The 13,122-nt window shown below is 46.5% G+C and carries 12 protein-coding genes and 3 riboswitches; of the genes, 4 read left to right on the plus strand and 8 right to left on the minus strand.

Annotation, left to right across the window (positions count from 1 at the left end; genetic code table 11):
* Window positions 1-32: 32 nt before the first annotated feature.
* From FB592_RS04270 to FB592_RS04280, 3 genes are all read left to right on the plus strand, one after another.
* The gene (locus tag FB592_RS04270; RefSeq protein WP_032725093.1) at window positions 33-521 is read left to right on the plus strand and encodes an LURP-one-related/scramblase family protein; all 489 of its coding nucleotides are present in this window, start codon (window positions 33-35) and stop codon (window positions 519-521) included.
* Between the two features lie 65 nt (window positions 522-586).
* A riboswitch (SAM riboswitch) is annotated at window positions 587-693 on the plus strand.
* 82 nt (window positions 694-775) lie between these two features.
* On the plus strand, window positions 776-1,909 hold the full coding sequence (locus tag FB592_RS04275; protein WP_038828903.1) for a 5-methyltetrahydropteroyltriglutamate--homocysteine S-methyltransferase: 1,134 nt from the start codon (window positions 776-778) through the stop codon (window positions 1,907-1,909).
* Between the two features lie 68 nt (window positions 1,910-1,977).
* A riboswitch (SAM riboswitch) is annotated at window positions 1,978-2,084 on the plus strand.
* Window positions 2,085-2,161: 77 nt separating this feature from the next.
* Window positions 2,162-3,298, plus strand: coding sequence for a 5-methyltetrahydropteroyltriglutamate--homocysteine S-methyltransferase (locus FB592_RS04280; protein ID WP_038828905.1), 1,137 nt, complete (start codon window positions 2,162-2,164; stop codon window positions 3,296-3,298).
* 51 nt (window positions 3,299-3,349) lie between these two features.
* Here FB592_RS04280 and FB592_RS04285 read toward each other — a convergent pair whose 3' ends face one another.
* The 5 genes from FB592_RS04285 to FB592_RS04305 all read right to left on the minus strand — a co-directional run bounded on the left by FB592_RS04285 (window position 3,350) and on the right by FB592_RS04305 (window position 7,947).
* Complete coding sequence (locus FB592_RS04285; protein WP_014481333.1) at window positions 3,350-4,123, minus strand: 3-hydroxybutyrate dehydrogenase; 774 nt, start codon at window positions 4,121-4,123, stop codon at window positions 3,350-3,352.
* Between the two features lie 16 nt (window positions 4,124-4,139).
* Window positions 4,140-4,790, minus strand: coding sequence for a CoA transferase subunit B (locus FB592_RS04290; protein ID WP_043858944.1), 651 nt, complete (start codon window positions 4,788-4,790; stop codon window positions 4,140-4,142).
* Window positions 4,787-5,503 (minus strand): CoA transferase subunit A, encoded by a 717-nt coding sequence (locus FB592_RS04295; protein WP_014481335.1) that lies wholly within the window; start codon window positions 5,501-5,503, stop codon window positions 4,787-4,789. The genes FB592_RS04290 and FB592_RS04295 overlap by 4 nt, the downstream gene beginning before the upstream one ends.
* A gap of 23 nt (window positions 5,504-5,526) precedes the next feature.
* Window positions 5,527-6,945 carry a GntP family permease gene (locus FB592_RS04300; protein ID WP_101502566.1) on the minus strand — a complete coding sequence of 473 codons (1,419 nt, stop codon included), beginning with the start codon at window positions 6,943-6,945 and terminating at the stop codon, window positions 5,527-5,529.
* Window positions 6,946-7,098: 153 nt separating this feature from the next.
* Complete coding sequence (locus FB592_RS04305; protein WP_070548178.1) at window positions 7,099-7,947, minus strand: methyltransferase domain-containing protein; 849 nt, start codon at window positions 7,945-7,947, stop codon at window positions 7,099-7,101.
* A gap of 385 nt (window positions 7,948-8,332) precedes the next feature.
* Window positions 8,333-8,434: riboswitch (purine riboswitch) on the plus strand.
* A 127-nt stretch (window positions 8,435-8,561) separates the two neighbouring features.
* Between FB592_RS04305 and FB592_RS04310 the strand changes: the two genes are divergently transcribed.
* A complete protein-coding gene (locus tag FB592_RS04310) occupies window positions 8,562-9,755 on the plus strand; it encodes a NupC/NupG family nucleoside CNT transporter (protein WP_015714968.1) in 1,194 nt (397 codons plus the stop codon).
* A gap of 40 nt (window positions 9,756-9,795) precedes the next feature.
* Here FB592_RS04310 and FB592_RS04315 read toward each other — a convergent pair whose 3' ends face one another.
* The 3 genes from FB592_RS04315 to FB592_RS04325 form a co-directional block, all read right to left on the minus strand.
* Window positions 9,796-10,467, minus strand: a complete 672-nt coding sequence (locus FB592_RS04315; protein WP_038828907.1) for a DUF3298 and DUF4163 domain-containing protein — start codon at window positions 10,465-10,467, stop codon at window positions 9,796-9,798.
* 145 nt (window positions 10,468-10,612) lie between these two features.
* Window positions 10,613-10,903: a hypothetical protein gene (locus FB592_RS04320; RefSeq protein ID WP_032725084.1), complete on the minus strand. Its 291-nt coding sequence runs from the start codon at window positions 10,901-10,903 to the stop codon at window positions 10,613-10,615.
* 49 nt (window positions 10,904-10,952) lie between these two features.
* A complete protein-coding gene (locus tag FB592_RS04325) occupies window positions 10,953-13,013 on the minus strand; it encodes a catalase (protein WP_141949301.1) in 2,061 nt (686 codons plus the stop codon).
* Between the last annotated feature and the right edge of the window lie 109 nt (window positions 13,014-13,122).

Below are 13,122 nucleotides of genomic sequence, written 5' to 3' on the forward strand. Positions count from 1 at the left end.
CATACAAGGCAAACCCAAAGGAGACTTCAGCAATGATCGAGTTATTTATGAAACAAAAAATGTTCTCATTTAAAGATGCATTTCACATTTATGACCGGGATGAACAAGAAACATTCAAGGTGGAGGGGCGTTTTTTCTCGTTAGGAGACTCATTACAAATGACAGACTCATCTGGGAAAACGCTCGTTTCCATAGAACAAAAACTAATGTCTTTATTGCCGCGCTATGAGATTTCAATTGGCGGGAAAACAGTTTGTGAGGTAACGAAGAAAGTAACGTTTTTCAAACCGAAATTTGTGATTTCCGGGCTTAACTGGGAAATCGATGGTGATTTATGGAGGGATGAATTCCAGCTGACGGACGGGGAAAATGTCCGGATGTCAGTGAGCAAAAAGTGGCTCAGTTGGGGTGATTCCTATCACTTGCAGATTGCAAACGAGGAAGATGTTCTGATTTGCACTGCCATCGCTATCGTGCTTGATATGGTTTTATATAACGATGAAGATGAAAGTATTTTCTAAAAAGCATTGACAATTGATTCAAAAGTAATAATATTAAGATAATTGAAATCTGAATATGAAGTTGTACCTTATCAAGAGAGGTGGAGGGACTGGCCCTATGATACCCGGCAACCGCTGTTTCAAACAGAATGGTGCTAAATCCTTTAGAACATTGCGTTCTTGCAGATGAGGCGGAGATTTGATCGTTCAAGCTCTTCCTTACACAAAGGAAGAGCTTTTTACATGCTCATTATTTCAGAAAAGAGGCGAATAACATGGCTCAACAAACGAATGTTGCAGGACAAAAAACAGAAAAACAACGCAAAGCACCTTTCCGCGCCGATCATGTCGGCAGTTTGCTTCGTTCCGTTCCGGTGAAGGAATCCCGGCAAAAAAAAGCGGCTGGTGAGATGACAGCGGAACAGCTTCGTGATATCGAAAATCAAGAGATCACCCGCATCGTGGAAAAACAAAAAGAAATCGGTCTCAACGTGGTAACAGACGGGGAATTCCGGCGTTCTTGGTGGCATTATGACTTCCTGGAAGGGCTTGACGGTGTGGAACCGTTCATCCCGGCTGAGGGAATTCAGTTCCATAACACAAAAACGAAAGCGCGCAGCATCAAAGTGACGGGAAAACTCGATTTTACGAGCCACCCAGCGCTTGCTGATTATCAATTTTTACATGAGATTGCCGGTAACGCGACGCCAAAATTGACCATTCCCAGCCCAAATATGCTGTTTTTTGGCGAAAAGGCGGATAAAGGGATTTATGACGATCAAGAGGAATACTTTCATGATCTGGCCCAAGCGTACAAAAAAGCAATCAAAGCCTTCTATGATGCTGGCTGCCGTTATCTCCAGCTCGATGATACGTCATGGTCTCTCTTCTTTGAGGAAAAAGGCAGAGAGGTTGTCCGGGCGCTCGGCGGCGATCCAGAAACATTGCCAGCCATATTTGCCAAAACAATTAACGATGCCGTCGCAGACCGGCCTGACGATTTAACGATCACAATGCACATTTGCCGCGGCAACTTCCGCTCAACCTGGGCGGCATCAGGAGGGTACGACGCTGTAGCGGAAACGATTTTGGACGGCTTAAACCTTGACGGCCTTTTCTTGGAATACGATGATGACCGCTCCGGAAACTTTGATCCGCTCCGTTTTGTGAAGCGCAAGGATCTGCAAATTGTGCTCGGCTTGATCACATCGAAATACGGCGAGCTTGAAAATCCTGAGGATGTGAAACGCCGTATCAATGAAGCCGCGCGTTTTGTCAGCTTGGACCAGCTATGCCTGAGCCCGCAGTGCGGTTTCGCCTCTACAGAAGAAGGCAACCTTCTGACAGAGGAGCAGCAATGGGCAAAGCTTCGCCATGTCATCGACATTGCCAACGATGTGTGGAGATAATCTATCATTGACAGAAATAGAAAATGTGTGAATAATAGATACTATCAGAAAATTTCATAAAAAGGTTTTCCTTATCAAGAGAGGTGGAGGGACTGGCCCTGCGATACCCGGCAACCGCTGTTTAACAGAATGGTGCTAAATCCTTTAGAGCAATGATTGCTCTTGAAGATAAGGTTGAGATTGTCACGCAAGCTCTTCCTTATCCAAAGGAAGAGCTTTTTTACATTTGAATGGAAAGAAGGAATGGACAACATGTCACAACAAACAACACCCGCAGAACAAAAATCACTTCAAAGAAAAAAACCGCCGTTTCGCGCGGATCAAGTCGGAAGCCTGCTAAGATCTGAGCCCGTCAAAAAAGCGCGGCTGCAAAAAGCGGCCGGCGAAATGACCGCTGAGCAGCTTCGCCAAATTGAAAACGATGAAATCATCCGCATTGTGGAAAAACAGAAGGAAACCGGCCTGAACGTCGTGACAGACGGTGAATTCCGCAGAGCATGGTGGCACTTTGATTTCCTGGAAAACTTAGATGGCGTTGAGCCGTTTACTCCTGAGCAAGGCATTCAATTCCATAACGTACAGACAAAAGCACGCGGCATTAAAGTCACAGGCGATATCGACTTTTCAACTCACCCAATGCTTGAAGATTACTCATTTCTCCATAGCATTGCCGGTGACGCGACGCCAAAGATGACCATTCCAAGCCCGAATATGCTGTTTTTCCGCGGGAAATTGGAAAAAGGTGCATACAAAAACGACTATCACCTTTTCCAGCATGATGTATCCAAAGCATATAAAAAAGCGATTCAAGCGTTTTATGACAGAGGCTGCCGCTACCTCCAGCTTGATGATACAGCGTGGGCCGTTTTCCTATCAGAAAAAGGCTTAAAACAAATCGAAGCGTTCGGAACAACGCCTGATGAGCTTCGCCAGCTGTTTGCGAAATCGATTAACGACGCGATTGCAGACCGCCCGGATGACTTGACGGTAACCATGCATATTTGCCGCGGCAACTTCCAGTCCACTTGGACAGCGGAAGGCGGCTATGACGCAGCAGCCGAAACCATTTTTGACGGCTTGAATCTTGACGGACTTTTCTTAGAGTATGATGATTCACGCTCAGGCGGATTTGAGCCGCTCCGTTACGTAAAACGGTCTGATCTTCAGCTTGTTCTTGGCTTAGTGACATCTAAATTCGGTGAGCTTGAAAATCCGGATGACGTGAAACGCCGTATCGAAGAAGCGTCCCGTTATGTAAGCTTAGACCAGCTTTGCCTCAGCCCTCAATGCGGATTTGCTTCAACTGAGGAAGGCAACAAGCTGACTGAAGAACAGCAATGGGCGAAGCTCCGCCATGTGGTTGAGATCGCTAATGATGTTTGGAAATAAGAAAAGAAAAAACACACTTGATTCCCTAGCGGAGCAAGTGTGTTTTTTATGTCATTGTGCGGTGTAGCCCCCATCAAGGACGACAGCCTGCCCAGTGACGCCCTTTGCCTTCTCGCTTGCCAAAAACACGGCATAATCCGCAATTTCCTTGACGGAAAGCAGTCGCTTTTGCGGCACAAGCGGAAAAATGACTTGTTCAAGTACAGAGTCGTAAGGGACATTTCTAGTTTTCGATAGATCGCTAAGCTGATTGCGTACAAGCTGGGTATCGACATAACCCGGACAGAGCGCATTGACTGTTATGCCGTGGGGCGCGCCTTCCAGCGCCCCTACTTTTGTGAGTCCAATGACGCCGTGCTTGGCGCTATTATAAGCGGATTTCCCTGCAAAGCCGACTAATCCATTAACAGACGCGATATTAATGATTCTGCCAAACTGCTGTTTTTTCATGATCGGAAAAACATGCTTCATTGCAATAAAGGGGGCCGTCAGCATGACCTTGATCAGCTGTTCAAAGGTGTCTGTCGGAAACTCTTCAATCGGAGCGACGTGCTGAATACCGGCATTGTTCACCAGAATATCCAAGCGGCCGTATTGTTTTTGGATGACGTTCACCGTATCAGCAACTTGCGCTTCCTTTGTCACATCATACGGAATGGCCGCCGCGTCAAAGCCTTCTTCTGCAAGCTTGGAGGCTGCTTTTTCACATGCTTCCGGACGGAGGTCTGAAACGATGACGCTGGCACCTTCCCGGGCGAATTCTCTTGCCATTTCGAATCCGATTCCGCCGGCAGCCCCTGTCACCAAGGCGACTTGTTTTCTCATGTCAAACACCTTCCCATTAAGAATTGAGTACAGACTGGCTTACAGCGAAATCAGCTTCTGTTTTTTCATAAACCTCTTCAATTGTGACACCATCCTGAAGCTCCGTCAGTGTCATGCGGCCGTTCACAAAATCAAATACAGCCAAATCCGTAATCAGCCTGTGCACGACTTTCTGGCCTGTCAGCGGAAGGGAGCATGTTTTTTTCACCTTTGATTCACCATGCTTATTGACGTGATCCATGATGACAACGATTCGTTTCGCCCCGTTGACGAGATCCATGGCGCCGCCCATCCCTTTTACCATTTTGCCCGGGATCATCCAATTGGCCAAATCCCCCTGCTCCGAAACCTCCATTCCGCCGAGAATAGCCAAATCGATATGCCCGCCTCTTATCATCGCGAATGACTCAGCGCTGTCAAAATAAGAGGCGCCGGTCACTTCAGTGATCGTTTCCTTTCCCGCATTGATCAAATCCGCGTCTTCCGTTCCTTCCAGAGGATAGGGGCCAATTCCGAGCAAGCCGTTTTCCGACTGAAGCATGACGTGAACGCCATCGGGTATCTCATTTGCGACAAGCGTCGGCATTCCAATCCCGAGATTCACATTCATGCCGTCCTTGATTTCTTGTACAGCCCGTTTGACCATTCGTTTTCTCGCTTCCTTCACTTGGCCTCACCCTTTCCCGATGCTTGCTGAACTGTTCGTTTTTCAATCCGTTTTTCTTGGCTCGCGCCAAGCACGACATGCTGTACGTAAATTCCCGGCGTATGGATGTGATCTGGATCGAGCTCTCCTGCTTCCACGATTTCTTCCGCCTCGGCAATCGTGATCTTGCCTGCCATGGCGGCAATGGGATTGAAATTTCTCGCCGTTTTCCTAAAAACCAAATTGCCCATGGTGTCCGCTTTCCACGCTTTGACGATCGCCACATCGCCGGTAATGCCTCGCTCCAGCACATAAGTCCTGCCGCCGAATGTTTTATGTTCTTTTCCCTCGGCTATGGAGGTGCCGACGCCTGTCGCCGTATAAAATCCCGGTATGCCTGCACCGCCTGCACGAATTCTCTCAGCGAGCGTTCCTTGGGGAACAAGCTCGACCTCAAGCTCTCCGCTTAAAAACTGCCGCTCAAAAATTTTATTTTCACCGACATAGGAAGCGATCATTTTCTTGATTTGCTTGTTAGCCAGAAGCAAACCAAGCCCCCAGTCATCGACTCCGCAGTTATTGCTGACAACGGTTAAATCCTTTACTCCCTGATCTCTTATAGACAAAATAAGCTGTTCAGGGATGCCGCACAGCCCAAATCCTCCCGCGATCAGCGTATCCCCATCATGAATCAATTTCGCAGCTTCCTTGCTTGATGACAGCACTTTTCCCATATTGATGCCCCTTTCGTTTTCTTCTACACTAGACCAGTCAGGCTGTAAATCGCGATCACAGCAAATACGGCAGCCGTTTTAATGAGCGTGATCGCAAAAATATCGCGATAGGATTGCCGGTGTGTCAAACCCGTCACGGCCAGAAGCGTGATAACAGCGCCATTATGCGGCAGTGTGTCCATCCCGCCTGATGCCATTGAAATGACCCGATGCATCACCTCTGGCGGAATATTGTAAGCCTGAATCGCCTGTAAGTATTGTTCTGACATCGCGCTTAACGCAATGCCCATTCCTCCTGAAGCCGAGCCGGTGATTCCCGCCAGCGCAGTTGTCGTAACGGCGCCATTTACAAGAGGATCGGTAAAAGTATGTGAAATTCCGCTGCTCAGCTTATGAAACCCCGGCAGCGCGGCGATAATGCCGCCGAACCCGTACTCGGCACCCGTATTCATAGATGCCAGCAAGGCGCCGCCGATCCCTTCATTCAGCCCTTCCTTCATTTGGGCAAACACACTTCTCCAATCAAATAAAATCGTTGTGATGATGCCAATCACTAAAGCAATCTCCACCGACCAAATAGCAGCCGCTGAAGAAATATCAAGCCTGCCGAACTCCTTTAATCCTATGGAAGAAAAATCAAATCCATTCGGATACCACTTTGGCAGGTAAATGGTGAAATATTTATTCACTGCACCGACGAGAATAAGCGGGACAAAGGCAAGCGCGTGCCGAATCGGACTTTTGTCCGGTTCAGCCGCGGACTCAATCGATTCAGGATCAGGAGCATTCTGCGAATCAAAACCGCCATAGCCTTCGCCAGATGCCTGCGCTTTCTTCCGCCTTGATTCCAAATAGAGCATCCCAGCTGCCAGCACAATCACTGCGCCCATCAAGCCCAGCCAAGGGGCGGCATAAATGTCTGTTTTGAAAAACGACGTCGGGATGACATTTTGGATTTGCGGCGTTCCCGGAAGTGCGTCCATCGTAAACGTAAAAGCCCCTAAAGCAATCGTTCCCGGGATGAGGCGTTTTGGTATGTTTGCTTCTTGGAACATGTTTTTCGCAAAAGGATATACGGCAAATACGACAACAAACAGGCTGACGCCGCTGTACGTCAAGACAGCGCCCATCAGCACAATGGCAAGTATCGCTCTTTTTGCCCCGACAAGCCGGACAATTGTTTTCGCGATTGATGCCGCAAGCCCGGCCATTTCAACGACCTTTCCAAAAATGGCACCGAGCAAAAACACTGGGAAATACAATTTAATAAAACCCGCCATCTTCTCCATAAAAATTGATGAGAAAAAAGGAAGCACATGGCTTGGATCTGTCAGCAGCACCGCGAATAACGCGCAAATCGGCGCAAACAATATGACAGAAAATCCCCGATACGCCGTAAACATCAGCAAACCTAACGCCAATAGAATGATGATCAGTTCCACACACACATCCCCCATTTCCGCGAACTAGAAAGCGTTTACAAAAACCTGTCCGCATCGGCTGTTTCCGTCCCCTTTCCATATGTACGAGAAGCGTGGGCCAACTATTCCGATTAAAAAAGGAAAGCTCCTTTTTTCGGAGCTTTCCTCTGCCATTCATTTCATTCCTACTAGGATATCAACATCAACCGTAATATCGGCTGATTTCATCTCTTTCAACACGCTGACTCGATCTTTCGGTGCCGACCAGGCAAGCGGCGTCATCTTGAGAAGCCAGTGGATCGCCTGCTGGTCAAGCGTTTTAACATAGCGCAGCCTGACAGGACGGCTGTATGCTGCATTTGCTGTAAAACGCTCAACAGCTGCCGCATTGGAATACGTGCGCCTTGGTGAATCAGCATATAAAAATTGCCTTAATTCTATTAAATAGTCGCTTCGCGGCACTACTTTTACGAGCATGCCATCATTCTTCAGCAGTCTATGAAACTCTGCATAATTGGACGGGGAAAAAATAGACAGCACAACATCAAATTGGCGATCATGAAAAGGAGCACGCGCCACATCGGCAACCGCCCACATCTGATCTTTGAATGCCTTAGAAGCTTTTAAGATCCCATCTTTCGAAAGATCGATGCCGGTTCCTATCGCTGCTTTCCCTGCATAATCAAACCCGCAAAGCGCATTTAAATGAGAACCCTCACCGCAACCGCTGTCCAGGATGGTAAATGCCTCATGACCAGATTTGGGATGACTGATGAGTTCTGCAATCGCATCATGGAGCGGCTCAAAAAAACCACATTCTCCAATCAGTCTGCTTCTCGCTTCAAAAAGCTCGGCACCGTAACTGGTTTTGACCGGCTTTGTCAGGAAGTTCACGTAGCCGTGCCGAGATAAATCAAATGTATGTCCTCGTTCTGTACAAATCAAGCTTTTCCCTGATGCCGCATCCATAGAAGAAACGCAGATCGGGCATCGAAACATGCTGAAATCAACTGTACGCTTCATGATAAAAAACACCCCATTCATTCATTTTTAGATAAATGAAAAAGGCATAGACAAATAAACCTAGGCCTATCTCAAAAATTGGCCAGGTCTGGCAGTTTGTCTACACCTGTCATTATCTATAACGAATGAATTGGATAATCATGAAAAAAACTCCCTTTCTGCTGTATGGGTTTCCCCATTTCCATCATACAACAAATCTCCAGGAGCTGGAATCTTATGGTGAGGAAAAATCAGTATGAAATGCTGGTATCCCGCCAACATCATATCAGCATAGCAATCCGACATGTTTTTCCTTTATTTTCTCATTTTAGAATATAAATTTTATTATTGTGAAAATAGTTAAAAAGGTTGATTTTCAAAAAGTGAAAGGATAAAATACTGCTATCATCTTAGAAAAAGACATTCTTGTATATGATCAGTAATATGGTCTGATTGTTTCTACCTAGTAACCGTAAAAAACTAGACTACAAGAAAGTTTGAATAAATTTGAACGAGTTGAAAAGGACAAGTTCTTTTCTGTTTGCTCTTATTTTTCACACTTTCTGCACTTCCAGAATTTGTGAAGGATAAGAGCTTTTTTTGTTTCCATAATAACCCTCATAGGAGTTGCTATCATGTATTTTTTACTAAACCTTGTCGGTCTCATTGTGATTATGGCAGTTGTATTCCTATGTTCTCCGCAGAAAAAGAAAATCAAGTGGCGCCCGATCATGACGTTAATTGTTCTGGAATTGCTGATTACTTGGTTTATGCTGGGAACAAAAGTCGGAAGCTGGGCCATCGGTAAAATCGGTGATTTCTTCACTTGGCTGATTGCTTGCGCCAGTGACGGTATCGCGTTTGCCTTTCCGTCAGTGATGGCGAATGAAACAGTAGACTTTTTCTTTAGTGCGCTTCTTCCAATTATCTTTATCGTCACATTCTTTGATATTTTAACGTATTTCGGCATTTTGCCTTGGCTGATTGATAAAATCGGATGGGTGATTTCAAAGGCTTCCCGCTTGCCGAAATTAGAAAGCTTTTTCTCTATTCAAATGATGTTTCTTGGAAATACCGAAGCACTTGCGGTTATCCGCCAGCAGCTAACGGTTTTAAGCAACAACCGCCTGCTCACATTCGGCTTAATGAGCATGAGCAGCATCAGCGGCTCCATTATCGGATCTTATCTGTCAATGGTGCCTGCGACATACGTGTTTACAGCCATTCCTTTGAACTGCTTAAACGCGCTGATTATCGCAAACCTGCTGAATCCTGTTCACGTGCCGGAGGATGAAGATATCATCTATACACCGCCTAAAGAAGAGAAGAAAGACTTTTTCTCTACGATTTCTAACAGTATGCTTGTCGGCATGAACATGGTTATCGTTATTTTGGCAATGGTGATCGGATATGTCGCATTAACGTCAGCAGTTAATGGCATTCTTGGCGTTTTCGTACACGGCCTGACCATCCAGACGATTTTTGCTTACCTGTTCAGTCCGTTCGCATTCCTGCTTGGATTGCCAGTGCACGATGCGATGTATGTCGCTCAGCTGATGGGCATGAAATTAGCAACGAACGAGTTTGTTGCGATGCTTGACTTGAAAAACAATCTCAAATCCCTTCCGCCTCACACCGTTGCGGTGGCGACGACATTCCTGACGTCCTTTGCAAACTTCAGTACGGTCGGCATGATTTACGGCACGTACAATTCGATCCTTGACGGAGAAAAGTCAACGGTCATCGGGAAAAACGTGTGGAAGCTGCTCGTCAGCGGAATTGCGGTATCTTTATTAAGTGCTGCGATTGTCGGCCTGTTTGTGTGGTAGAAACATGGAGCCATATCCCTTTTCGGATATGGCTCTTTGATTATTGATAAATAGAGGCTGGCACCTGCACATCCCGGATTCCCGCTGCATAAGGCCCCAAGTCATACTGGCCAAAGACGATGGCGATCCCGTTTGCCGTAAAGTAAAACATTGTGTCTTTATTTAGGGTTATATCCTCTTTCTTTACATCAGGGAAAAACAGCTCATCGTGTTTTTTGATATAGCTATATAGATAATCTCTCGTTTTGCTGACTTTTGTTTTGGTGTTCAGAATCTGATCCAGCGTCACCCGCTTTTGTGTTTTCAAGTCATAATTGAAGGACTGGACAGACGTTAAACCGTGGGCGCCCCCTGAATAGATATAATTGAGTGTTTGAATGCTGAGCTTGCCTGCCGCATTGTATTTGACGCTAAAGGATGTTTGATATTCCGTTTTAAAGCCCTGCTGTTCGCCTGCTTTTTTGTTTTTCAGGTATTCCTGATACGATTGTTCAATGTAGGCTTTCAGCTCTTGATTGATTTTCTTTTCAAACGCGGCATTCCCGATGTGATGTACTTGTGGATACGTTAACTCCTTGATCTTTTTGTACGTATGAGTGCTGACAGTCGGTGTTTTCGTTTGAACTGCTTTTAGAGATGGGGCCGCATATGCAACTACGGAAAAAAGCAAGACTGCAATCCCCGCGGCTTTCAGCATGTTATTCCATTTCATACGATCTCCTCCTTTGATGTCGTTGTTTAACATTCCCTTATTTAAGCAATACACACTTTTATAGACTGATTAAATTGAAAGAAGTTTCTAGGTCTAACAGCATGATTTTTTCCAATAAAAAAAGAGACACAGGATGTCTCTTTTTTTACTGTTTGCGCCCAGAAATCGCTTCATGAACGGCCTGTGCTAAATCTGTATTTCCGAACATCTCTAATACCGCAATGACAGTCTGGTCCGGAATGTGCTCTGCTTCGTGTTTTGGCACGACCAGATCGTCCATGGTTTTTTTCAAGCTTTCATTCAGCTTTTGCTGCGGATACGCTTTGGTGTACATCTCCACCGGATCAAGATCATGGTTCACGCACCATTGGGCAAACACCAAAATCATCATATTTTCATCGCGTTCGTAAGCTTCAGCGAGCTGTTTTTCGTTCATTTGTCATGCTCCTTATGAAAAGTATCTTCCTTAAAGATACAGGAGCAGGTCAAATTCGTCTATCCCAATGGCGATGAGCAGCAACAGCATCGATAAATGCCTTGCTGAAAGCGGTGTAGTCAGGTTCTTCTTCAGCCGTTACGATGCCTGGTCCCTCTGTTGTCCCGACAGAGGATTGAAGAAGGTCAATTCCTTCATTTGCCGCACCGATCGCCTTGTAGTGATTGTAAGCTTCTCTGATAAACGCCATCGCTTGTTTGTTGTCTTTTAACTCCAGCCCTCCTGCGGCATAGACGGCATCATACAGAACAGAATCAACCGTCAGGAACGTGCCGCTGGCCTCAAGCTGCTGTCCGCTGCCGCTTGTCATATACCCCAGATTTTGGCTGATGATATCCACTGTGATTCCTTCTTGCTTTAAGGCTTCCAGCACTGTTTGCAGCTCTTTTTCATGAAATCCGTTTCCGGCGAGTACAGCGACTTTTCTTGTTGACGCGGTTTTCACTGTACGGGCTTGGCTTAACGCAGGCGAAGTAAGAATTTCTTTAGATGCTTTACGCTTCGCGGGCGCCGCCACGCCTACTCCTTTGGCGATTTCTTCTGCTAAATCTGCATCGACATTGCTGAAAACATCAACGACCTGCCGCTGTACGTCCTTGCTTTTGACCTTCCCGACCTCGAAGCAGAAAGCAGAAATGATGTGCTGTTTCTCCACAGGAGACATGCTGTTCCAGAAAAGCTTCGCCTGTGAGTAATAATCGTTGAAGCTGTCGCTTCGCTGGCGGATTTTTTTGCCCTCGACTTTTTCCTGATAGTGGACGTAGCCGCCTTCTTCAGCTGTCGCAGGCGACGGATCATTGTTTTGCAGTGAGTTTTTATGATAAGCAACAGGCCCCTTATTGATCGTCATCCGATGATAACCGTCATATTGATTGTTATGGAATGGACATACCGGCCGGTTAATCGGAAGCTCATGGAAGTTCGGACCGCCAAGACGAATCAGCTGTGTATCCGTATAAGAGAAAAGCCGCCCCTGCAATAGCGGGTCATTTGTAAAATCGATGCCCGGCACGACATTTCCCGGGTGGAATGCGACCTGTTCTGTTTCCGCAAACACATTATCCTGGTTGCGGTTCAGCGTCATTTTCCCAATGATCTTCACCGGCACAAGCTCTTCCGGCCACAGCTTAGTCGGATCAAGAATATCAAAATCAAACTTGAATTCATCTTCCTCATCAATCATCTGCACGCCGAGCTCGTATTCAACCTTGCCGCCGTTTTCAATTGTTTCCCACAGGTCACGGCGATGGAAATCCGGATCTTTCCCTGCAATTTTCTGCGCTTCATCCCATACGAGAGAATGCACGCCGAGCACCGGCTTCCAGTGAAATTTCACGAAACGTGCCTTTCCTTGTTCATTGACAAAACGGAACGTGTGCACGCCGAAGCCCTCCATCATTCTGTAGCTGCGGGGGATGCCTCTATCAGACATCGTCCACATCACCATGTGGGCAGACTCAGGGTTATTGGCGACAAAATCCCAAAACGTATCATGGGCAGTCGCGGCCTGAGGCATTTCATTGTGTGGCTCAGGCTTAAACGCGTGAACCAAATCCGGAAATTTGATTGCGTCCTGAATGAAAAACACCGGAATGTTATTTCCCACAAGGTCATAGTTTCCTTCTTCAGTATAAAATTTTGTCGCAAAGCCTCTGGCATCCCGCACCGTGTCTGCGGAGCCTTTAGAACCCGCAACCGTAGAGAAACGGACAAATACCGGTGTCTTCACCGAAGGGTCCTGAAGAAATTTGGCCCGTGTATATTCCGTCATCGGCTCGTAAACCTGAAAAAAGCCATGCACGCCAAATCCGCGCGCATGCACAACGCGCTCTGGAATCCTCTCATGGTCAAAGTGCGTCATTTTCTCCCGGAAGTGAAAATCCTCCATCAGCGTCGGACCGCGAACCCCGGCTTTTAACGAATGCTCATCCTCTGACACCCGCAAGCCTTGGTTTGTCGTCATTTTCTTCCCGCTGTTATCGGTCCTGTACTGCTCAAGCTGCTCGTCCTTTGATTGTTCATTTACACGTTTGTTTTGGTCATCACTCATGTCTGTTCCCCCTTTTTAAAACGAAACATTCTACAGCACATTTACCCGTGGCGTTCTTCATATAAACTGCTAATCCGCTCATTAGGATTTTTGGTCTACATATAAATAT

This window comes from Bacillus sp. SJZ110, assembly GCF_006715455.1.
Lineage (GTDB): Bacteria > Bacillota > Bacilli > Bacillales > Bacillaceae > Bacillus > Bacillus subtilis.